Source organism: Sporosarcina sp. FSL K6-5500, assembly GCF_038005665.1.
In the GTDB taxonomy this organism is placed as follows: domain Bacteria; phylum Bacillota; class Bacilli; order Bacillales_A; family Planococcaceae; genus Sporosarcina; species Sporosarcina psychrophila.
In genome coordinates this window covers 3,548,104-3,571,328 of sequence record NZ_JBBOTP010000001.1, presented here as the reverse complement: position 1 = coordinate 3,571,328, position 23,225 = coordinate 3,548,104, and the positions used below count along the sequence as shown (strand labels likewise).

At 41.7% G+C, this 23,225-nt stretch carries 24 protein-coding genes; 3 read left to right on the top strand and 21 right to left on the bottom strand.

Translation table 11 applies throughout. The features are described from left to right. Positions 1–3 precede the first annotated feature (3 nt). Positions 4–1,104: a ribosome biogenesis GTPase YqeH gene (gene yqeH / locus MKX62_RS17085; RefSeq protein WP_187047491.1), complete on the bottom strand. Its 1,101-nt coding sequence runs from the start codon at positions 1,102–1,104 to the stop codon at positions 4–6. A gap of 2 nt (positions 1,105–1,106) precedes the next feature. Next, positions 1,107–1,625, bottom strand: coding sequence for a YqeG family HAD IIIA-type phosphatase (locus tag MKX62_RS17080; RefSeq protein ID WP_067213911.1), 519 nt, complete (start codon positions 1,623–1,625; stop codon positions 1,107–1,109). A 481-nt stretch (positions 1,626–2,106) separates the two neighbouring features. On the opposite strand from MKX62_RS17080, the gene sigK reads away from it, so the two are divergent. Further along, entirely contained in the window at positions 2,107–2,814 is a 708-nt protein-coding gene (gene sigK, locus MKX62_RS17075; protein WP_067208284.1) for an RNA polymerase sporulation sigma factor SigK, read from the top strand. A gap of 316 nt (positions 2,815–3,130) precedes the next feature. On the opposite strand, the gene mtnN is transcribed toward sigK, so the two are convergent. The 15 genes from mtnN to cymR all read right to left on the bottom strand — a co-directional run bounded on the left by mtnN (position 3,131) and on the right by cymR (position 18,496). Then, the gene (gene mtnN, locus MKX62_RS17070) at positions 3,131–3,823 is read right to left on the bottom strand and encodes a 5'-methylthioadenosine/S-adenosylhomocysteine nucleosidase (RefSeq protein ID WP_187047490.1); all 693 of its coding nucleotides are present in this window, start codon (positions 3,821–3,823) and stop codon (positions 3,131–3,133) included. A 24-nt stretch (positions 3,824–3,847) separates the two neighbouring features. Then, positions 3,848–4,543, bottom strand: a complete 696-nt coding sequence (locus tag MKX62_RS17065) for a YrrS family protein (RefSeq protein WP_187047489.1) — start codon at positions 4,541–4,543, stop codon at positions 3,848–3,850. Positions 4,544–4,805: 262 nt separating this feature from the next. Beyond that, the gene (gene greA, locus MKX62_RS17060; RefSeq protein ID WP_067208276.1) at positions 4,806–5,282 is read right to left on the bottom strand and encodes a transcription elongation factor GreA; all 477 of its coding nucleotides are present in this window, start codon (positions 5,280–5,282) and stop codon (positions 4,806–4,808) included. Positions 5,283–5,388: 106 nt separating this feature from the next. After that, the gene (udk, locus tag MKX62_RS17055) at positions 5,389–6,027 is read right to left on the bottom strand and encodes a uridine kinase (RefSeq protein WP_067208274.1); all 639 of its coding nucleotides are present in this window, start codon (positions 6,025–6,027) and stop codon (positions 5,389–5,391) included. A gap of 62 nt (positions 6,028–6,089) precedes the next feature. Next, positions 6,090–6,725: an O-methyltransferase gene (locus tag MKX62_RS17050; protein ID WP_082786540.1), complete on the bottom strand. Its 636-nt coding sequence runs from the start codon at positions 6,723–6,725 to the stop codon at positions 6,090–6,092. Positions 6,726–6,750: 25 nt separating this feature from the next. Next, positions 6,751–7,875 (bottom strand): endolytic transglycosylase MltG, encoded by a 1,125-nt coding sequence (gene mltG / locus MKX62_RS17045; RefSeq protein ID WP_340741937.1) that lies wholly within the window; start codon positions 7,873–7,875, stop codon positions 6,751–6,753. A 493-nt stretch (positions 7,876–8,368) separates the two neighbouring features. Continuing rightward, positions 8,369–8,668 (bottom strand): DUF1292 domain-containing protein, encoded by a 300-nt coding sequence (locus tag MKX62_RS17040; protein ID WP_067208268.1) that lies wholly within the window; start codon positions 8,666–8,668, stop codon positions 8,369–8,371. Between the two features lie 10 nt (positions 8,669–8,678). Beyond that, positions 8,679–9,098: a Holliday junction resolvase RuvX gene (gene ruvX, locus MKX62_RS17035; protein WP_067208266.1), complete on the bottom strand. Its 420-nt coding sequence runs from the start codon at positions 9,096–9,098 to the stop codon at positions 8,679–8,681. Beyond that, a complete protein-coding gene (locus MKX62_RS17030; protein ID WP_067208264.1) occupies positions 9,095–9,367 on the bottom strand; it encodes an IreB family regulatory phosphoprotein in 273 nt (90 codons plus the stop codon). Before MKX62_RS17030 ends, ruvX begins: the two co-directional genes overlap by 4 nt. 82 nt (positions 9,368–9,449) lie before the next feature. Beyond that, positions 9,450–12,083: an alanine--tRNA ligase gene (gene alaS / locus MKX62_RS17025; protein WP_340741936.1), complete on the bottom strand. Its 2,634-nt coding sequence runs from the start codon at positions 12,081–12,083 to the stop codon at positions 9,450–9,452. A 548-nt stretch (positions 12,084–12,631) separates the two neighbouring features. Further along, positions 12,632–15,082: an SF1B family DNA helicase RecD2 gene (gene recD2 / locus MKX62_RS17020; protein WP_340741935.1), complete on the bottom strand. Its 2,451-nt coding sequence runs from the start codon at positions 15,080–15,082 to the stop codon at positions 12,632–12,634. A 15-nt stretch (positions 15,083–15,097) separates the two neighbouring features. Further along, entirely contained in the window at positions 15,098–15,763 is a 666-nt protein-coding gene (locus MKX62_RS17015) for a tetratricopeptide repeat protein (protein ID WP_067208256.1), read from the bottom strand. A gap of 13 nt (positions 15,764–15,776) precedes the next feature. Beyond that, complete coding sequence (mnmA, locus tag MKX62_RS17010) at positions 15,777–16,898, bottom strand: tRNA 2-thiouridine(34) synthase MnmA (RefSeq protein ID WP_338652729.1); 1,122 nt, start codon at positions 16,896–16,898, stop codon at positions 15,777–15,779. Positions 16,899–16,921: 23 nt separating this feature from the next. Further along, positions 16,922–18,064: a cysteine desulfurase family protein gene (locus tag MKX62_RS17005; RefSeq protein ID WP_340741934.1), complete on the bottom strand. Its 1,143-nt coding sequence runs from the start codon at positions 18,062–18,064 to the stop codon at positions 16,922–16,924. A gap of 12 nt (positions 18,065–18,076) precedes the next feature. Further along, complete coding sequence (cymR, locus tag MKX62_RS17000) at positions 18,077–18,496, bottom strand: cysteine metabolism transcriptional regulator CymR (RefSeq protein WP_067208248.1); 420 nt, start codon at positions 18,494–18,496, stop codon at positions 18,077–18,079. Between the two features lie 131 nt (positions 18,497–18,627). Between cymR and MKX62_RS16995 the strand changes: the two genes are divergently transcribed. Next, positions 18,628–19,914 (top strand): replication-associated recombination protein A, encoded by a 1,287-nt coding sequence (locus tag MKX62_RS16995; RefSeq protein ID WP_067208245.1) that lies wholly within the window; start codon positions 18,628–18,630, stop codon positions 19,912–19,914. A gap of 439 nt (positions 19,915–20,353) precedes the next feature. On the opposite strand, the gene MKX62_RS16990 is transcribed toward MKX62_RS16995, so the two are convergent. The 4 genes from MKX62_RS16990 to MKX62_RS16975 all read right to left on the bottom strand — a co-directional run bounded on the left by MKX62_RS16990 (position 20,354) and on the right by MKX62_RS16975 (position 22,010). Beyond that, positions 20,354–20,719 (bottom strand): hypothetical protein, encoded by a 366-nt coding sequence (locus tag MKX62_RS16990; protein ID WP_340741933.1) that lies wholly within the window; start codon positions 20,717–20,719, stop codon positions 20,354–20,356. A 69-nt stretch (positions 20,720–20,788) separates the two neighbouring features. Then, entirely contained in the window at positions 20,789–20,977 is a 189-nt protein-coding gene (locus MKX62_RS16985) for a hypothetical protein (RefSeq protein ID WP_340741932.1), read from the bottom strand. An 88-nt stretch (positions 20,978–21,065) separates the two neighbouring features. Further along, the gene (locus tag MKX62_RS16980; protein ID WP_067208236.1) at positions 21,066–21,380 is read right to left on the bottom strand and encodes a hypothetical protein; all 315 of its coding nucleotides are present in this window, start codon (positions 21,378–21,380) and stop codon (positions 21,066–21,068) included. A 75-nt stretch (positions 21,381–21,455) separates the two neighbouring features. After that, entirely contained in the window at positions 21,456–22,010 is a 555-nt protein-coding gene (locus tag MKX62_RS16975; RefSeq protein WP_338652732.1) for a DUF5412 family protein, read from the bottom strand. Positions 22,011–22,463: 453 nt separating this feature from the next. Here MKX62_RS16975 and MKX62_RS16970 point away from each other — a divergent pair, with 453 nt between their 5' ends. Further along, positions 22,464–23,198: a DUF5694 domain-containing protein gene (locus MKX62_RS16970; RefSeq protein WP_340741931.1), complete on the top strand. Its 735-nt coding sequence runs from the start codon at positions 22,464–22,466 to the stop codon at positions 23,196–23,198. Positions 23,199–23,225 lie beyond the last annotated feature (27 nt).

Genomic DNA, 23,225 nt, shown 5'->3' with positions numbered 1-23,225 from the left:
TCCTTAGATTAATGAAGGACGTAGTACAACGTCTACCCCACGAGGTGCATGAATTGCGACTACTACATTAGGATGCTGAATCGTGATCCAACCTAGCCCTGAAATTACAATGTCTGTTTTCGCTTTTTTAATCGAAAATTCATGACGGACAAATGGTGGTAACGTTTCAAGTGATTCACCAGACGGCGGCGCTAGCATCCCACCAAGGTGTTCTTTGTACAAATGATCCGCATTGGAAAGCTTTGTCCGGTGAATTGATAATTCATTCGAAACATGAATTGTAAACGACGAACGGTCACCAGAAATAAAGTCAAAACGTGCAAGACCAGCGATATATAGTGTCTGTTCAGCGTTCAGCTGGAATACTGACGGTTTCAATTCTTTTTTAGGTGTGATTGCCTTCAAATCATTTGCATCCAAATGATGTGCAATCTGATGATGATTAATAATACCAGGTGTATCATAAATTGCTTTGCCATCTTCAAATGGAATTTCAACAAGATCTAAAGTTGTTCCTGGGAAATGAGAAGTCGTAATTACTTCTCCAATACCAGTCGCCCCTTTAATGATGCGATTGATGAACGTTGATTTCCCGACGTTCGTGCAGCCGACTACATAGACGTCTTTCCCACGGCGATGTTTATCAATCGCTGTGAGTGCTTCTTCCATTCCTTTGCCTTTATGAGCAGAAACAAGTAAAACATCAACAGGTTTTAAGCCAAGTTTAGCCGCTTCAGCTTTCATCCAGTTGATAAGACGGTTCGGGTTAATTGATTTCGGTAAAATATCTGCCTTATTACCGATTAATAAAATATCTTTATTGCCAACAAAGCGGTGCAGACCGTTTATCCAGCTACCATTGAAGTCGAAAATATCGACGATTTTAACGACCAAACCGTCTTTTTGACCAATACCATTTAAAATAGCGAGGAAATCATCGCCCGATAATGATACGGGTTGTAATTCATTATAATTGCGCAGTCGGAAACAACGCTTGCAAATAACGTCTTCTTTTTCTAAAGAAGCTGGTGGCGTATAGCCTTCCAATTTCGGGTCTTCAGTCTGGATTGTTATTCCACAACCGATACATTTAATTTCTTCCAAGCTTATTCCTCCCACTTAATCAAGCCACGGCGTTTCAATCCCGCCATGATCCTTCTTTCAATCTTCCTGTTGAACTTCGTAATAGCGGCGTCTGACGTCGCGACAGGCACTACGAGTATCGTATGTAGCCCTTTTCTGTTACCGCCGAGTATATCGGTTAGCAACTGGTCACCGATGACGACGACTTCCTCTTTTTTGACGTTCATAGAAATGAGTGCCTTTTGGAATGATTTCCGCATTGGCTTACGTGCATCATTTATGAATGGAATGCCAAGAGGTTCGCAAAAGGCTTTAACACGCATTTCATTGTTATTTGAAACAATGGTAACCTGTATGCCCGCATCTTGCATTGATGTTATCCATTCGATGATTTCTGGTGTTGCATCCGGCCTGTCCCACGCGACAAGCGTATTGTCCAGGTCCGTGATTACCCCTTTGATTCCTTTATCTTTTAATAATTCAGGTTGAATATGAAAAATGTCTTTTACATACTCATCTGGTAAAAAATACTTATACACGATATCCACTCCGATATAGTACTTAATCTGAAACGATTATAACATAACAATGCAACTTACACGCATTGATAAGAAAAGCGCAAGGCGCCGTTTAGCCCCGAAAAGCGCTGAAAAGCTTGACGATAAAGGCGCTCTTTGCCTTTTCGGCAAGACCGAAGCGACTCGAGGGGCTGGCGCCCGGAGTCTAGACACTAAGAAAAGCGCAAGGCGCCGTTTAGCCCCGAAAAGCGCTGGAAGTCTTGACGATAAAGGCGCTCTTTGCCTTTTCGGCAAGACCGAAGCGACTCGAGGGGCTGGCGCCCGGAGTCTAGACACTAAGAAAAGCGCAAGGCGCCGACTCGATTAGAGAAACGCAAGTTACGTTCATCTCACATCAAGCTGGCTTAAATTAGGACATCCTTTATCGCCTGTCCGACTAAAAAAACGGTGATACGGCAAGAGCCGACCGCATATGCTGTCATACAACGACACAGGAGGTGGCCCGATGAGCGGGTTTGTCATGGCGATTGTCCAGCTATGGCTCGAAATTCCTGCAGTGATTGGCTATATTAGAGGGCAGGCTTTCCAGCGCCCTCTATCCAAAGAGGAAGAAGCAGCTTGCCTGCAACGTCTTGCAGAAGGCGACGAAGATGCTCGAGATGAATTGATTGAACGTAATATGCGGCTCGTCGCCCACATCGTAAAAAAATTCCACCCAAAACACGAACTACTTGATGATTATATCTCAATTGGAACAATTGGACTCATGAAGGCGGTAAACAGTTTCACTCCGGATCGCAAAACGAAACTGGCCACATACGCCGCCCGCTGTATTGAAAATGAAATACTCATGTATTTACGAACACAGAAAAAAGTACAAAAAGACGTCTCCCTCTTTGATCCGATCGGTATGGATAAAGATGGCCAATCCTTGCAAATTGCTGATTTGCTTCAAACAGATGATGAATCGCCGGTCGATGCAGTCGAACAAAAAGAAAGAAAAGAAAGGCTGTACAGACATCTTGGAAAACTTGACGGCCGGGAACTTGAAATCATTCAAAGACGATATGGTCTGTTAGATGACCTGCCTATGACGCAAAAAGAAATTGCCGAGCAGCTCGACATTTCGAGAAGCTATGTCTCTCGTATCGAAAAACGCGCAATCGTTAAACTGTACCAGCTATTCAAACATGAATACAATGATTCAAATTAAGGACCAAAAGCGCAAGCACCTGTTCAGTGGCACTAGATTCTTGACGTGAATTACCTTCATTTGTAGGTTATCCACAGTGCAAGATTTTATAATTCCATAAGTAATAAAGAAAAGGCGTTTCCACGCGGGAGTGATCCCAGCATAGGAAACGCCTCTTCTTTTACAGCTCAGTCCGCGCTAACCTCACGGGAGATGACAACTGCAATAATTGTTGTTGCGATAAACACGCCTGCCATTAAAAATAACATAGTTAAATCCCTCCTCGAAAAAGAATATCTGCAAGATCTATTCATATACCTATCTTACCATGAAATGCTTAAAGTTTCGAGATGACTTTTAAAACAATATCTGTGGAATGACGTGCCGCAACCGGAAGGAACTCATCAAAACTAATTGGTGACTCTTTTCCTGCAATATCTGATAATGCCCGAATGACAACAAACGGCGTACCAAACTGATGGCATACTTGAGCGACGGCCGATGCTTCCATATCCGCAGCGATCATCAGAGGGAATGTCTCTTTCACTTTTTTAACATGTTCAGTATTGCTCATAAACGTGTCACCCGAAGCGATAAGTCCTGTAGCATGTGCATGTGCTCCTACTTCATCGACAGCAGCACGAGCTGCATCCACAAGCCCTAAATCTGCTGGATACGCTGCTGGTTGTCCTGGAACTTGACCATGCTCGTAGCCAAAAGCAGTTACATCGACATCATGATGACGCACTTCATTGGAAATAACGACCGTGCCGACTTCAAGTGAATCATGGAATCCCCCTGCTGAACCTGTATTAAGAACAACATCCGGCTTATAATTGCTTAGTAATAACGTCGTTGCAATCGCGGCGTTTACTTTACCAATCCCACTTTTTACAAGTACAACATCATGCTCACCGATTTTCCCTTCGATGAATTCACACCCTGCAATTGTTGTCGCAAGACCTGAATCTATTTGTTCACGTAAGAGTATTACTTCTTCTTCCATTGCGCCAATTACTGCTATCTTCATAGTATTCCCTCCACTAAACTGCATTTAATAATCAAAGTCCAATGTTGTTAATTTATCCATTTTTACAGGTTTCCAGCCTTCGCCATCCACCCATTCGAGATAGACACGGTATTTCTGTGTACTATCTCTTGACGAAACGATTCCAATAGACTTCTGTGGTCCACCGCCGTTTTTAATCTTCAAAAAGATCATTGAATCTTGTGGTAGACCAGTTGCATAGGCAAGTGCTTGCTTTTTCTCATTCCAATCCACTGAAGTGCCATCATACTGGGATACGTGCTCGCCTGTTTGTGTCGTACCTACAGGCTTCCATGCATTATTGACAATCGTCTCGGCAATGATTGCGTCGTCTGAAGGAACGGATGTAACCGAGCCAGATTCCTCACTACCGTCTTCATTAGTTGTTTCTTCGACTTGTTCGGTTTCTGTAGTGTTTTCTGGTGCAGATCTCTCTTCGTCCTTTGTTGGATTACTATCTTCTGTCGCATTATCCTTATCGTCATCTTCAACGTCTTCTGCCTTATCATCATTGACAGTGGTATCATTTGCAGTTTCTTCAATATCGTTCGGTTCATTATCACTCTTGTTGCCAGAGAAAATGGCCACTGTAGCGATAACAATAAGAACTACAACAACTGCAATCATACTGTTCAAAATTTTATTTCGGTTACGACCTTTTTTTCGTTCAACTCTCGAAAGATCAGGTTCTCGTTCTGTCATTCACATATCAACTCCTGTTAAGATTTTGACGATTGCCAGTATGTAATAGACGAGTAGCAACGTAATTTGTTTCATAAAGTTCTAAAAAGGTATTTCATTGAATTCGCTGCACTGCTCGGGGATGGCATCAGCCTAAGGGCCTCGGTTACTCCTGTTAAGGTGCATTCTCTCAGTTTATTTATAGGCATTCATTTATTCAACTTTTATCGTAAATCATAAAGTACGAAAACCGCCCTCACAATAGAGGGCGGCTATCAGTAAATCATTTTATATCAAGAATTGTAACTGACATTTCTCCACCCGGTGTAATAATTTTCACTTGATCACCTTTAGAACGACCGATAAGTCCTTTTGCAATCGGTGAATCATTTGAAATAAGACCTTCGATTGGATTCGCCTCTGCAGAACCAACAATCGTATACGTCTCTTCATCTCCGTCTGGCAGTTCTTTAAATGTGACGGTTTTCCCAAGGCGTACTTCGTCAGTATTTAGTTCGTCTGCTGTGATGATTACCGCATTGCGGATCATCGACTCAATAGAAGCAATTTTACCTTCAAGGAAACCTTGATCTTCTTTCGCGGAATCGTATTCCGAGTTTTCCGAAAGATCCCCGTGACTACGCGCGATTTTTATGCGCTCGACAACTTCTTTTCGTTTAACTGATTTTAGAAAGTCTAGCTCTTCTTCAAGCTTTTGTTTACCTGATGCAGTCATTGGAAATTTCTTTTCTGTAATCATTACACACACCACTCCCTAATATTCCTGTTCATAAAAATACTATGCCGCTCCTACGACAGGTATGCGACATAGTGCTAAATCTGTATAGAATTCTGTCATTATCATATTACAATTCTGTTCCAGATTCAAGAATTGTTTTTATTTTCGTAACCATTAGGTCGATTGCGACTTCATTATGACCGCCTTCTGGAATAATAATATCGGCATACCTTTTCGTTGGTTCGATGAATTGATTGTGCATTGGGCGTACAACAGACAAATATTGCTCGATGACCGAATCAATTGTTCTACCCCGCTCATTAATGTCACGCATAATACGACGAATGATACGCAAATCCCCGTCTGTATCGACAAATAATTTGATATCCATTAGATCACGTAACCTCGCGTCCTCAAGAACCAAAATCCCTTCCAAGATAATGACATCTTTCGGTTCGATAATAATCGTCTCTTCAGACCGCGTGTGTAATGTATAATTATACACAGGTTTTTCTACGAGCTTTCGGTCAATAAGGGTTTCAACATGATGAATTAGTAGATCTGTATCGAACGCCAGCGGATGGTCATAATTCGTTTTCAACCGTTCCTCAAATTCCAAGTGAGACTGGTCTTTATAATAATAATCCTGTTCGATAACAACCACAGAATGCTCTTTAAACACATCGTAGATTGAATTGGTAACACTTGTTTTACCCGATCCTGAGCCACCTGCAATACCGATGACGAGAGGTTTTCTAGATTTCATTTCAAACTCCCTTTACGCATCAGAATATCCCGTTATTCTAGGATATCCACATTAATGTCTTTTTATTTTTTTACCGCAATTAAAAGCCCGTCTCCAACCGGAAGCAAAGACGTTTCGTACTCAGGATTGTTCATAACCCATTCAGTGAACTCTTTCAAGTTGCGTATCATTGTGCGATTTCGCCTCGGGATATCCTTATCTTCGAGCAGCACTATACCATGCATGAACATATTATCGCAATAAATAACGCCCCCGGCTTTGAGGCTAGACGCATATTTTTCAAAGAATCGTTTATATTGCCCTTTAGCAGCATCAATGAAAAGCGCATCGTAAGTCTTATCGAAAATCTCAGCACTGTCAGTTAACAGCGCGTCCGCTTCAATAATAGCAATCCTTTGTTCAAAACCACTCCGCGTGATGTAGTCAACCGCTTTCAAATACCGATCAGTATCTCTTTCAATAGTCACAATAGAAGCCTTAGGTAGTGCCCCAGCAATCCGTATCGCCGAATAGCCGATTGCACTACCAATTTCAAGGATACGTTCCGGATTTTGAATTCTTAATAGGCTAATAAATAAGTCGATGCCCTCATTATCCATGATTGGAACATGATGTTCTTTCGCATATTGTTCTATCTCAACAATGAGTGTATCTCTTTCTTTCACAAAACTTGCAAGATATGTCTTATAGTTATCCATTGCGTTCATCTCCAGTTCAAGACCGTCAATCCCCTGATAAATAAAGTGTCCGGTTTTTCAAATGCTGATCATAAGAATCCGTAAAATGATTGACACCTTTCTTATCGGCTAAGAAAAATAGATAGTTCGTTTTAGAAGGGTCTATAACTGCTTCGATTGAAGACCTTCCTGCTCCCGCAATCGGTCCAGGCGGCAATCCTTTGACGACATACGTATTATAGGGATCTTCTATTTCAAGATCTGAATAAAGTACTCTATCTTTGTGCTCACCTAGTGCGTAAAGGACTGTTGGATCCGTTTGAAGCGGCATATCTATCTCCAAGCGATTGTAAAATACACTGGCAATCGTTTCTCTATCTGATTGCGCCGTCGCCTCTTCTTCAAGCAGCGATGCGAATGTCAACAACCAATGAACTGATTTATCATTGCTTTGCAGATAATCGAGATAAGGCGTTACATTTAGCGCAGTCCCCTGAATCATCGAATTGACTATTGTTTCAAGAGATGGTTTTTCTTCAAAAAACGGATAAGTTGCTGGGAATAAATAACCTTCCAACGGATATTTAACGTTTTCTGCTTTAATATCTTCTGTCAAGATTTTCGAATATTTCCCCATCAACATATTGACGGTTGCTTCGTCATTTACATAAGCAAGGAATTCTTTCTCTGAAATCCCTGTACTTTTTTCGACAATTTTAGCAATTTGTTTCAATGTCAGTCCTTCTGGAACAGTCATTGTAAAGACTGGTTCTCTATAAACTTTTCCTGTTTTTAAACTTTCGATGATTTCGTCAAGCGTCATCGATTTCGTTAAGCCATACGTCCCTGCTTGAAACTGAGAATTGTTATTGAACTTCACGTAATATTTGAACAGACGAGCATCTTTAACAATCCCATTTTCTTCAAGTTTCGCTGCAATAGTGTCTACACCAGACCCGATAGGAATTTCTACTTCAATGACTTTTTCGGAATCTGGGTCCATGGGTTGAAGGGCCCCTGTTATGTATTTATAGACGTAACGGCCACCAATTAAGCCAATAAGCACTAGAACAAGTACGATTACTAGCACAATCCTTCTAACGATTTTCACTTCTTTCTTCTTTTCACGCATCCGCTCGAACATGATATCTTTTTTCGAACCATCATCCATGCGTAATCCACCTCTTTCGTTCGAAGCATAATAAGAAAAGCGCAAGGCGCCTACCTATAGGGAATGCAGCTTAAATGCGCCACTTCCTATGGCAACAGCTGCATGACCTACATCCTGTTGGCCCGCGACGGGCATAAGTCGATCCAGGGAAGGCAGTCTAAGATCGCGACGTCCTGTCGCAACGACTGCATACCTGCTTCCTGCAGGCACGACGTGGCGCTCTTTGCCACATAGCTGGATTGCTTATGACCCGAGCGGCTGGCGCCTAGCCTAGACACTAAGAAAAAGCGCAGACCGACTAAATTCGCGATGTTCTGTGGCAACGTCGACACTAGTACGTCCTGTATGTCGGAGGGCCTTAAGGACTGAAGCGACTCGAGGGGCTAGGCGCTCGAGTCAAGACATTTCTCAAGGTTCTGACCTACTCTTTCTCATCTCTCAATGAAAAAACGGAACGGCCTGTACCGCACCGTCCCGTCCGTGCACATATAGTTTACTCTTCGTCTTCTTCGTCCTCTTCTGCAAGGAACGTGTTCAACATTTCTTCAATCATTTCCCACTCTGCGTCGTCTTCGATAGGCATCAATTCGCCATCTTCATTGTCTTCAGAAGGTACAAATGCAGATGCATGGATTTCGACTTCTTCGTCGTCATCCGTATCTTCTTCACCAAGTACATGATAAAGAACGTATGATTTACCGAATTCCTCTGAATCAAATGTAAAGATTACTTCACATACGTGTTCCTCGCCGTTTTCATCTACAATCGTCATTGTTTCTTGTCCGTGTTCCATTACGATCACCTCATCTATTTTTTGAATCAAGATACCCTTGGAGTATCATGATTGCTGCCATCTTATCGATAACAGTCTTTCTTTTCTTACGACTAACATCTGCATCGATTAGCACGCGTTCCGCTGCCATCGTCGTCAATCGCTCGTCCCATAATGCAACAGGAAAGCCGAATGTTTGTTTCAAAAGCTCAGCATAATCTTGAGATGCTACTGCTCTTGGTCCGACTGTATTATTCATGTTCTTAGGGAATCCTACCACAAATCCGCTCACTTCGTATTCTTTCACGAGTTCCTGGATTCTTTCCATGCCAAACTGGCCAGCACCTTCATCGACCTTTACTGTTTCAATGCCTTGGGCAGTCCACCCAAGCGCATCACTGATCGCGATGCCAACCGTTTTGGATCCAACATCCAACCCCATTGTCCTCACTCTGTTTTCCCTCCGTTTTCACGAACGTAAAACTTCACAAGTTCTTCTAGGATCTCATCCCGTTCCAACTTTCGGATTAAGTTACGTGCATCGTCATGACGTGGTATATAAGCTGGATCGCCCGAAAGAAGATAACCTACAATCTGATTAATTGGACTGTAGCCCTTTTCGTCAAGTGCCTTGTGCACATGAAGCATAACCTGCTTCACTTCTTGCTCCATTGACTCTTCAGGAAAGTTAAATTTCATCGTCTTATCGTATGACTCCATAATCGACACCCCGCTTTCAGATCATCCGTTTTATGAATCGGATATAATTACATTTCTAATTATACCCGATTTGATTCACCAGTTAAACAGATTTGACATAATCATACACGGATTGAAGGGCATCATCAAGTTTAGACACATCTTTCGCACCTGCCATTGCCATATCCGGGCGACCGCCGCCTTTTCCATCGCACTGTGTAGCTACATGATTGACGATTTTCCCAGCATGATAGTTCCCTGATTTCAAATCTTCTGTCACGCCTGAAACCAGCATCACTTTACCGTCTGCCGCTGCACCTAGGACAATGACTCCTTTTGATAACTTCTGTTTCATTTCGTCCATCATCTGACGAAGTCCATTATTATCTTTCACATCAACACGTGCAGAGATCACTGTCACGTCATTGATTTGCTGAGAAGATGCCATAATGTCCGCCAATTGACTGTTTCCGAGTTTAGCAGATAGTGATTCATTTTCACGTTGAAGTTCTTTCATTTCAGCTAACACTGATGCGATCTTCGTCACAACGTCTTTTGGATTCGATTTTAAAAGGCTTGCAGCGTTAACGAGCACTTCCTCTTCATCTTTGAATGAACGGTAGGCTTGCTGCCCCGTAAGTGCTTCAATGCGTCGTGTGCCTGCGCCGATTCCACTTTCAGATACAAGTTTGAACAAACCGATGACAGACGTTGAAGCGACGTGACATCCACCGCAAAGTTCCAATGAGTAATTCCCAACTGAAACAACGCGAACCACTTTGCCATACTTTTCACCGAAGAGTGCCATTGCACCAAGTTTTTTGGCTTCGTCAATCGGTCTTTCTGCAATATCGACAGCGATGTCTTCCCAGATTTTTTGATTGACAATCTGCTCAATTTTCTCAAGTTCTTCTTTCGTCACTTGACCAAAATGCGAGAAGTCAAAACGCAAACGGTCAGGACCGACGTAGGAACCTGCCTGGTTAACGTGTTCTCCAAGTACTTCTTTCAATGCTTTGTGAAGAAGATGCGTTGCCGTGTGATTTCGAACCGTTAGTTTTCTAGCTGCTTGATTTACTTCTGCTTGAACGGCTGCACCTTTATGCATTTCACCCGAACGAATGATTGCCGTATGCAAGTTTTGACCGTTTGGAGCTTTTTGTACATCTTTAATATCCGCAACAAATGTTGCGCTGCTAATTGTTCCTTTGTCCGCTACTTGTCCGCCACTTTCCGCGTAGAACGGAGTACGATCCAAGATGAATTGAATTTCATCACCTTCTGATGCAGTGTCAACTAATGTTCCTTCGAGTAAGAGCGCGACAACTGTTGCATCACATTGCAGTTGATTGTACCCAATGAATTCGCTTGAATCATGAATTTCACCAAGTACACCCGACTGAACATGCATTGAATCGACGTCTTGACGAGCTGCACGCGCACGCTTACGTTGGCTGTCCATTTCCGAATCGAACCCAGCCCGGTCAACCGTAACCCCTGCTTCTTCAGCAAATTCTTCTGTCAACTCGAATGGGAAGCCATATGTGTCATAGAGACGGAATGCGATAGCTCCTGGAACGATAGAAGTTCCCGATGATTTTGCAGTTTCGATCACGCCAGAAAGGATTGTCATTCCATCCGTTAATGTTTCATGGAAGCGTTCCTCTTCATTTTTAATAACTTTCATGATGAACTCTTTCTTGTCAGTCACTTCAGGATAGAAGTCTTGCATGATTTCTCCTACAACTGGTACAAGTTCAAACATAAACGGCTTGTTGATGCCCAGCTGTTTCGCAAAACGAACAGCTCTGCGTAGCAATCTTCTAAGCACATAACCGCGACCTTCATTGGACGGAAGTGCTCCATCACCGATTGCAAAAGCCACTGTACGGATATGGTCTGCAATCACTTTAAATGCAGTATCTTTTTGTTCATCTGTACCGTATCTCTCTTCGGTAAAGTTTTCAATAGCATTCATGATAGGCATGAATAGATCTGTATCAAAGTTTGTCGGAACGTTTTGGATAACTGATGCCATCCGTTCGAGTCCCATTCCTGTATCAATGTTCTTTTTCGGAAGTGGGGTGTATGTATTATCCGGATTATGGTTAAATTCCGAGAATACAAGGTTCCAAATTTCTAGATAACGTTCATTTTCTCCGCCTGGATATAATTCAGGATCAGAGAAATCGTCGCCGTATGCCGGTCCGCGATCGTAGAAGATTTCTGAGTTCGGACCACTCGGGCCTTCCCCGATGTCCCAGAAGTTTCCTTCAAGACGGATGATACGATCTTCTGCAATCCCTACTTTGTCACGCCAGATTCCATATGCCTCTTCGTCTTCAGGATGGATTGTGATGGATAGCAGCTCAGGGTCAAAACCGATCCATTTTTCATCCGTTAAAAATTCCCATGCCTGAACAATTGCTCCTTCCTTGAAATAATCACCTATTGAGAAGTTCCCAAGCATTTCAAAAAATGTATGATGGCGAGCTGTTTTCCCAACATTTTCAATATCGTTTGTACGGATTGACTTTTGTGCATTGACGATACGCGGATTAGTTGGAACAACACGACCATCGAAATACTTTTTCATTGTTGCAACGCCGCTGTTAATCCAAAGAAGTGATGCATCATCGATTGGTACAAGCGGTGCAGATGGTTCAACACTGTGCCCCTGTTCCTTGAAGTAGTCCAAAAACATGTTACGTATTTGTGACGTTGTTAGTTTTTTCATGAATGAATCCTCCTTTTAAATTGAAAACATGTGGATATCGGGTGTGTGCCTCTTATTGCAACTTTCGAATCGTAATGTCAACTTGGAGGCTCTAATGGCAACTCCGAAATTCTAATCACAACTTTTGATTTCTAATGGCAACTTTCGAATCGTAACGACAACTCCTGATTTCCAAGCGCGACGTCGGGATATAATTGCAAACCGCTGAAGGAATGCAGCCTAAGTGCGCGACGTCCTGTCGCAAAGGCTGCATTCCCGCGTCCTGCGGGCACAAAAAAATCCCCGCCCCTAATGCAAGGGACGAAGATGTTAGTCTCGCGGTACCACCCTAATTACCGGAAGAATTAAATCCGGCATCTCTGGTTGCCTTAACGCGGCGGACGGCAGGGATGAGCTGCACTCGGGAGTAGCTTTTCAACATTTTCGCTCGAGAACCCTTTCAGCCAAGGGGCTCCTTTCTGGACGAGTAAACTTGTCTACTTTCTCCGTCAACGTATTACATATGAATAACATTTGTAATTGGATTATAGAAAAGTTCCGCCTTGTTGTCAATCTGAAACTTCAAGAAATTCATAAGGCGTTACCCCTTTCATGCCAATCAGCGGATCGATTGATAGGAAAGTTTCCATCGTAAGTGAGAAAATGACAGGTTGGGCATCCTCTGAACTCACATGCGCCTCATTAGAAACCTTTGCACGCTCAGGATCAGGAGACTCCATAGCTACCAGTTCAACGACATCGCCGTTTAACCGTTCTTTTAAAGTCGTCTGTCTCTCCAATTCGTCAGTTCGTGCTATACCTGCCCTGAACTCTTCAGGCTCGCCACAGAGGATAAGGAAGTTTTTTGCACGAGTGATGCCGGTATACAGTAAATTACGACGCAACATTTTACGATGACCGCGGACGATTGGCATAATGACGATTGGGAATTCGCTGCCCTGGGATTTATGAATTGAACAGCAATAAGCAAGTGTCAGCTGGTTAAGATCATTGCGTTCGTAGGTAACTTCAATTCCATCGTACGAAACAACTAGTAGTTCTTTTTTATCAATTGTTTCTTTGGCTTTGATAATCGCAATGACTTCACCCATATCTCCGTTAAAAACATTACTCTCGGGTTGGTTGACAAGCTGAAGCACTTTATCACCAATTCGGTAAATCGCTTCGCCAAAAACCACTTCTTTGCGTTTTGGTCCTGGTGGATTGACCATTTCCTGAATCATTTTGTTTAAACCATCAATACCCGCCGGTCCTCTATACATCGGCGCAAGAACTTGGATGTCTTTAATGCGGTGACCTTTGGTAATGGCATTTTTCACGACTTGTTCGACGACTTCGAGAATTCGATCGCTACCCGCTTTGATAAATGAACGATCTGATGTTTTCTTCGTTATGTCATCTGTCCATTCTGACCGTTTAATCATATGAGCCATTTCGATAATCGACGAACCTTCACTTTGCCGAAATACTTCAGTCAGCTCAATGATAGGGACTTTACCAGAATCTAACATATCCCGAAGTACTTGACCGGGTCCTACAGGCGGCAGCTGGTCTTGGTCACCAACGAATAACAGTTGCACATCATTGGCAAGTGCCTTTAATAACTGATGGGCAAGCCATGTATCGACCATCGACATTTCATCAATGATAATGAGACGCCCTTCAACTTCCCGCTCAGTCTCTTCATCCTTTTCCTGCCCGTTGAATCCAAGCAAACGGTGAATTGTCATCGCAGGTAATCCAGTCGATTCCGACATACGCTTAGCTGCACGCCCAGTTGGCGCCGCTAATACAATCGGAAATGGTTCTTTCTTTTTGGCATACTCTTTCGGGTCGAGCGACAATCCGTGAAGTTCTGCATACACTTCGACAAAACCACGAATAACAGTCGTTTTCCCGGTTCCAGGACCGCCAGTTAATATCATTAATGGCGAATGAAGGGCTGTTTCAATCGCTGCCACTTGTGTTTCTGCATAATTAACACCTAGCCGCTCTTCAACTTCCCCGACCGCTTTTCTTATTTCAGACACAGGAAATTGATCCGCTGTGTCATTTTCCATAATGCGCTCAAGCTTCGCAGCGATTCCGATTTCTGAAAAGTAGAGGGACGGTATGTATAATCTACGTTCTTCAGCAGATAGCTTGCCTTCCTCGACAAGCACAATAATTGCCTGGGAAATATCTGCAAATGGAATATCAATGCGCTGACTCATTTCGAGCAGGCGTTTGACATCTGGCAAAATGGCTTCCGCTTCAACGTATACATGCCCCGCTGATTGCACCGCCTGGTTCATTGAATGAAGAATGGCTGCCTTGATTCTTGATGGGTGGTTTCCTGTAATGCCTAGGTTTTTGCCGAGTTCGTCCGCACGCTGAAAACCTACCCCTTCAATTTCTTCAATAAGTCGATATGGATTTTCAGACAGCAATGAAACCGATTCTTCACGATACTTCTGATAAATGCGCATAGCGATTTGCGGTCCGAATCCCCATTCATTCAATTGGATAATTGTCCGCTCAAGCCCCATATTCTGCTCCAAAACGGAAATCAATGTCTCTTTTTTATCATCCGCTAGTTTCGGAATAGTACCAAGAACAGACGGATCGTCAAGTATCTTTTTAATAGCATCCTTGCCTAGCTTTTTAACAATTGTTTGAGCTGTCTTCATCCCGATGCCCGGAAACAAATCACCTGACAGATAATGGACCAGTCCCGTTTCTGTTGCCGGCATCTCTTTCGCAAAGGTATGCACATCAAACTGCGCACCGTATGTCGGATGATTAACTAGTTTACCTGTAAATTTATAGTCATCTTCTGGATTCAGTTGTGGAAAACTGCCTTTAACGATGATTTCTTTATCTTCATTCCCACTATTCGTTTCACGAACTTTTAATTTCGCGATCGTAAAAAGGCTGTCGGGGTTATGGAAGATTGTCACGACTGGTCGTCCAATCAAAAAAACTTCATCCGTATTTCCCGCCATGTTGTTCCCTTCCATCACCGCCACCCCTTCTTATTTACCTTCTTCGCCCAGCTTGATCATGTCATATATATAGCGTGCTTGAACGTGTTCTGGATCGATTGTGAATGCTTTTTCAAGATGATTAAGCGCATCTTGTTTCTCTTCTGTTGACACTGCATATAAGAAACCGAGGTTATAATGAGCATCGGCACTTGCTTCGTCCTGTTCGATGATAAAACGGAATTCATTTCCGGCTTCTTTAAATAGCTCCAAATTGGCAAGAACAATCCCATAAGATAACCGAATTTCAAGATCCTCCGGCGCCAGTTCTGTCGCTCGCTGTAAATAAGGCAACGCTAATTTCTCATTACTTGAACGTTCGAGACTTTTCCCGAGCATGAAATAAGCGTCCGCCTCTTCAACACCTTTGCGGACCGCCTTTTCATATAATTTTGCTGCTTCTTCAAAACGATCTTTATTGTAATAAAGATTGGCAAGACCATAAAACGCTGTGCCAGCTTCAGCATCAAGTGTAATCGCTTTTTGGAAAAATGGTTCTGCTCTTTCAGCATCTCCAAGTGAAGCGAAAACATTCCCTAAATTGATATAACCGACTGCATTTTCGGGGTCCTTTTCGACCCCTTGCATAAATGATTCGACTGCTTTTTCATATTCGCCATTTTGTAGTGCGGCGATTCCAATTTCATTGTATTCCATAGTTAACTTCCCCTTATCCAACATAATCAAGTTGTTTACCATTTTTGATAACTGTATCGATTGTTCCCCCGCCGAGACATTCGTCTCCATCATAGAAAACGACGGCCTGTCCAGGTGTAATTGCACGCACTGGTTGTGCAAAGTGGACGATTGCACTTCCGTCTTCAGTTAGTTCAACTGTGACGTTTGTATCCGGTTGACGGTAGCGGAATTTCGCTGTACAACTGAATGTTTTCGGCAGTTCACGTACAGTCGAAAAACTGACGTCAATTGCTGTCAAACTATCGGAATAAAGTGCATCGTTATCAAAGTTTTGACCAACGAGAAGGATATTTTTCTTCAAGTCTTTGCCAATAACGAACCATGGTTCTCCAGCTCCGCCAATACCAAGACCGTGACGTTGACCAATCGTATAGTACATAAGCCCATCATGACGGCCTACAGTTTCGCCTTCCATCGTCGTCATATCTCCTGGTTGAGCAGGAAGATATTGACCAAGGAATTCCTTGAAATTTCGCTCTCCAATGAAACAAATGCCCGTAGAATCCTTTTTCGCCGCTGTCGAAAGCCCAGCTTCAACCGCTTTTTCGCGCACAGCGCTTTTTTCCATATTGCCAATTGGGAACATCACTTTTTGTAGTTGATCTTGTGTCAATTGATTCAAGAAATACGTTTGATCTTTATTTGCATCTTTCCCGCGCAACATTGATACGCCGCCTTCTACTTCTACGACTTGTGCATAATGACCCGTTGCTAAATAGTCTGCACCTAGACTCATTGCATGCTCAAGAAACGCTTTGAACTTGATTTCTTTATTACACATGACATCGGGGTTCGGTGTACGACCCGCTTTATATTCTTCAAGGAAATACGTAAATACTTTATCCCAATATTGTTTTTCGAAATTGACCGCGTAATAGGGTATTCCGATATCATTACAAACACTGATAACATCTTCATAGTCTTCCGTTGCAGTACAGACACCGAATTCGTCTGTGTCGTCCCAGTTTTTCATGAAAATACCGATAACTTCATAGCCTTGCTCTTTCAGCAATAGTGCTGCAACAGACGAATCTACGCCGCCCGACATACCGACAACAACGCGTGTTTCTGCTGGTGATTTAGTTGTTTTCATTCTATTTTTCATCCTTTATATTTTCATTTCACAGACCGTTTGACGATTTCAGCCGTTAGTTGCGCTGCTTCCTTAATCGTTTCCTCAGTAAGACCGAGACCAAAACTAAATCGGACCGAATTTCGTAATTTGGAAGACCCTTTACCAAACATAGCAGTCAAGACATGCGACGGATCAAGTGAACCCGCAGTGCATGCAGATCCGCTAGACACGGCAATACCCGCCATATCGAGATTCACTAGGAGTGATTCAATATCTGTCCCAGGGAAGCTGACATTCATTATATGCGGCAGTTTTTCCGCACTTTTTACATTCATTTCGTAAGTGACATCTTGTTGGTTAAATACGTCAGTCATAATGGTTGCGTAGTTAGAATAATTCACAGTATTTTGTTCCATCGCCTGTTGTGCAATTAATACTGCTTCAGAAAAAGCAACAATCGCTGGAATATTTTCGGTTCCTGCGCGTCGTTTGCGTTCCTGTTCCCCCCCGAAAAGAACTGGTATTGTATCAAGTCCTTTACGCTGATAAAGGAAACCGATTCCTTTTGGACCGTTCAATTTATGAGCTGAAACTGATAACAAATCAACGCCGAGTTCATCCACATGAAGTGGAACGATTCCATAAGCTTGAACAGCATCCGTATGGAAAACGGCTTGGTGTTCCTTCAGCAATGCCCCAATTTCACGAATCGGCTGAATGGTACCCACTTCATTATTGCCATACATAATCGAGATAAGAACCGTTTTGTCTGTCAGTGCTTTTTGCACTTGTTCCACAGTTATTTGTCCATTGTCATCGACTTCTAAGTAAGTTACTTCGAAACCTAGCAGTTCTAGTTGTTTACATGGATTTAATACAGCGTGATGCTCAATATTCGTCGTGATAATATGGTTCCCCTTGACCTTCATCGCCATAACAGTCCCAAAAACCGCGGTGTTGTCCGCTTCCGTACCGCCCGAAGTGAAAATGATTTCCGACGGTTCTGCGTGGATTGACTGTGCTAGCGTTTTCCGTGCGTCATCTAGCCATTTTCGTGCTTCTCTTCCAAAACTATGGATACTGGAAGGGTTACCGAAAACAGATTCAAGTGTTTCTATATAAGTAGCGCTTACTGCCGGATGAACCGGTGTCGTCGCCGCATGGTCAAGATAAATTTTAGTCATAATAAGACTCCTTTAAATGTAAAACATATAACTATCGCGCTCATCTTTTTCACCCGACTTCATCAAGTCTTCAATCGTTGTTGTATCGAGGACACTGCGTACCGCCTCGCCAATCCGTTTCCAAAGTTCTTGTTGCGGAATATCAGATCCCTCTAGTCCCTCTACAACTTGGATGGGTCCTTCAAGAATTCGGATAACATCTCCCGCAGTAATTTCCGTCGGCGGCTTAGCCAGCATATATCCGCCATAAGCGCCGCGAACACTTTTCACAATTCCACTGTTACGAAGTGGGGGAATAAGTTGCTCCAGATATGCTTCAGACAACTTCTGTTCTTCCGCAATTTTCCGTAGCGGTACTGGACCTTCCCCGAATTTAGAGCCAAGTTCAACAACTATTGTTAATCCATATCTACCTTTTGTAGAAATCTTCATATCTATCCCGTCCTTTTACGATTGCTTCAAAATATTATAGCATAAATGACCCTCAAGCTTCCTTAAAATGATTTACGGTTGTCTAACGTGTATAATAGAGGAACGGATGTACTAGGTAAGGAGTGAATAAGTTGCAAAATGAGCCATTGGCGTTTCGCATGCGCCCAAGAACTATAGATGAAATTGCTGGACAAAAGGATATTATTGGTGAAAAGACGGCACTTTACCGGATGATAAAAAACGGTCATGTTCCATCTATGTTGTTGTACGGGGAACCCGGAATCGGTAAAACGTCACTCGCCCATGCAATTGCAGGTACTAGCAATCTGCCTTTCATCGCCATGAATGCAACAGTTTCAGGGAAGAAAGATGTCGAAGACGTTGTAGCAGAATCACGCATTACAGGGAAAGTTCTACTATTCTTAGATGAAATTCATCGTTTCAATAAATTACAGCAAGATACATTACTCCCACACGTCGAAAGTGGAGCAATCGTCTTAATAGGAGCAACAACTGAAAATCCATACCACGACGTCAATCCCGCCATACGTTCCAGATGTGGTGAAATCCGACAATTATCCAGATTAGAGCCAATAGACCTAATGGAAGTGCTTCAAAAGGCGATGGCAGATGAAGAACGCGGGCTTGGAAAAATGCCGATTACCATAACTGATGAGCAGCTTACATTGATTGCGGAAGGTGTTAACGGTGATGCACGAAAAGCGTTAACTGTTCTTGAATCTGCCGTTTCCGCAAGCGATGAAGTCGATGAAAAAATAATCATCGAAGACTGGCTACTTGAAAATCTGCTTGGACGTATCGGGTTATTTGGGGATAAAAAAGGTTCACACTTTTATAATTTATTGTCAGCACTTCAAAAATCAGTCCGTGGTAGTGACGTTAATGCCGCTATTTATTATCTTGCAAATCTTCTCGAGACTGGCGATTTAGTAGCCGTCAATAGACGCTTGCTTGTGATGGCCTACGAAGATGTCGGATTAGCTTCACCAGAGGTTGGACCACACGTATTAGCGGCGACAGACGCAGCGGTGAAGCTCGGCATGCCGGAAGCGCGTATCCCACTCGCAAACGCTGTTATCGAAATGTGCCTGGCCTCTAAGTCGAATTCAGCTTATAAAGCATTCGATGCGGCTGTAAAAGCGATTAACGAGGGCAAAACCGGAGATATTCCATTGCATTTACGGGACGCACATTATGCCGGTGCGGCGAAGCTCGGTCACGTCGGCTACAAATACCCGCATGACACACCACTCGGTTCCTTCGGAGGCTGGACTAACCAGCAGTATTTACCCGATAAATTAAAAAACACGGAGTTTTACAAGCCGGTTATAGCAGGAGAAGAAAAAAAGATGGCTGCAATTTATGATAGGTTGAAAGAATTTCGGAAAAAGAAGTGACTGGAATATCTAAAACCCCACCCTAAATGAATTTCCCAAGCGATATAAGACCCATATAAACCCCCAAATAGGCAGTCTATTCTCTACAATCTAATAGAGAATAGACTGCCTATTTTTCTTGAATATGATTTCCATAATACAGTCTTCATGCTCATTTCTGTATTCTTCTTACACAGAAGGGAAACAGTCAAAAGTGTAATTTTTCACTTATTCCCATCTAAATTGCCAGTTACAAAAAATGCGCCTCTACTTTTTTGTAGAAACGCACCCAGTTATATAGTCTGTACTTAACGAATGGGATGTTCTTCCAACTATGCTTCTTCTTTTGGTGATGGCCTCACGCTTGTCGCTCCTTCGCTAGATTTGTTCGTTATCTGGGAGAGGTATACCACCTAGTTTACCCAAAATGAGTAGTGCCGCATTTTTAGTTGAGGAATTGTTATTTTTTTAAGCTGTCTAACAAAACATAACCAAATACAATCCCAGCTGTTGACGTGAATGTAGTATCTCCTAATAGCAGAAACTCTTTTGCGAATAACAAATTCAACCCGAAATAAATAGACAGAATAGGTATCATTGCTATATAAAGAGACGGAATTCCAATTGCAACAACCTTAATCCAATCAAACGACCATTGCTTTTTTTCTTTTATCTCTATAATTAATTTAGGGAATCGTAAAAAAAATCCAATAAAAACAGGAAAAATAGTTATAAAAATTAAAAAAGGCATTAAATTAAATGTTGTTGCCGACTCTTCTCTTAATCGCACTTTATAATCCATTCCTAGATAAAAAATAAATCCCATAACTACTACGGAAACGAAATAAAATAAAAATCTTTTAATTTAAGACTCCCCCCTTCAACTTTCCTCTTATTAAAACGGTCCATTTTGCTGGTCATTCCGCGCCACTTCTCGTAGAGAACCGGCTACCGCTGAGTTTTGATTCACTGACTTTTCCTGTTCTTTAAAATCATATTTTCGCCCAGTCAAAAAATCCACAAGATATCCACCTACAAGCAAAGTTACAATGGAACCCCAGAAAACCCACATCACCCAATGCATTACATTCCCTCCCCTTTCCACAATCCAAATACCTAATAAGAGAAGTGTGAATTAATTATTTCAACCTTATAAACTGGAATTTGACATCCTACTTCGCTGCTCGGTCACGATATACAATCAGCGTAATTACATTTAATAGAATGGTAACGATGAGAAGAACTGCCGCAACGAACGCCACAGCACCCGTTGTGTCCATAAGAGCAGACCAATCCTCAATCTTTACCAAGTGATAGTTATAAAAAATCTGGAAACATAGCGAAATAGCACAAGCACTGATGCTCATAATAGTAAGAGGGACCCAATTCTTTTGGTTCTGCTTTTCATATCGCATCAGATTAACAACAGGAAGTATCCAAGCAATTAGCCCAAGCACTAAGCTGCCAAGATTAAGCAAAACAATCATATCTAATCCCCCCTTTATATTTTTCATTTCTTCATTCTTGTTCAACAGTCCTGCCCCTAAACCAAACAAGAGTCGTTAGTTTTGATAGCAAGTCTCATACTGATCTTTCATTATCCAGCTTTGACATACTAACCCACTTTCGTGATAAATTTCTTTGCCGATTTCCAACTCAATACTTCTATTTGAATTTGGATACTTAATTTCTTCATTTATAATATATAAAGTGTTTTCATCCTTCCACTCCATAGAAAAATAACTTTTTGCATCACTATAATAAACTGTCTCAATTTTATCATCCACTTCATTATAAGTGATTTCTATCCATAGATTGACACCTCCAGCGGCACCACCATATGTCATGTAGTAAGCATTAGCTGTATATTTTTCTGTCGGAGAATTGACAGGTCCCTTGTAAAATTCACCTTCAAGATTATCAAATGTGAAAAAATAGTTCGCATATATAAATAGCCCAAAAAACAAAATAGTACCTATCAAAAAAGCAATTAGAAGTTTTTTTGGAAAATGATTCTTTTTTATAAAGTAAATAATTAGTTTGACACAAAAAATGAATAATATTAATATCGTAGTTAAAAAAACTAAGAAACCAAATATATTTAAATAAATATTCACATTTCCTCCTTTAGATGTAAAATCGATCTACACATTACTTAAATTAGGAATCTCTCTACTACTAGTACGTTCATTGTGACTGAATAGTTTCAATAAATAAAAATCAACATTCATTTAACGTTACAAAAATTTGATATTAATTACTCTAAGACCGATAATTAAGTCCATTTACTCTATACTGTTAGTACCAAAAGATTAATCGCTATCTAACTCTAGCTATAAATTTTAAGCGGAAAATTACGAAAAAAGAGAGATAACAGTATGTTTAAAAACAAAAACACTGAAATCTTATATGACCGTTTTTGATTCTTGGAATAGCTTAATTAACTATCTACAAAAAAGTATTCACCTTATTACTTTTTCTGGTTAAAAGCTACATTTTGGATAATATACAATTAATTGAAAGAGTAATAACAATCTTCAACTACAATATCTTTACAGTGGAGGGTTAACATGATTCCAGAAGTGATGATCGTCGGGGTGTATCATTTAGGAGACACATCGGATTTAATCAATGTTGAACGCAAAAACGATATTGATTTAGAGCTAGAAGCAAAGGAAGTTGTTGACGCACTAAGTCGGTTTAATCCGACAAAGTTAGCTGTCGAAGCTGATCGGGAAGTACAATCGAAGTTAAATGAAAGTTATCGAAAGTATCTATTGAATGATCCGACCCCAATGAAAAATGAAATAGAAACGATTGGTTTCCCTTTAGCGAAGGAATCGGGCATAAGCGAAGTTTCTTGTATCGATTGGAGGGGGGACGATAATGAAATAGCAACAATAGGCGATATTTTTCAGTATGCAAAAGAGTATGAACCCGAACGCTATAAGAAAATAATGACAACGTACATGGAACCCATGCAACGTGAGGCAGAAGAATGGTCCAAACTCCCGATTTTAGAAGGCTATAAACGTGTGAATGAAGTAGAAACTGTTAAAAAGATGCACCAATTTTACATGGAATTTGCGATGATTGGAAAAGAGAAAGATTATTACGCAATGGATTGGTTAACTTGGTGGTACAAACGAAATTTAATACTCTATACAAATGTGAGAAGGTTGATATCAACTCCACAGGATAGAGTTTTGCTATTAATCGGCGGCGGCCACGTTCATCTTATTAAACAGTTTTTGGAGGAATCCGGAGTATGTACGGTGGTTGATGCGAATAAATACTTAAATTAAATAGGTGGAGTGTTCTTTCAGTGGGTA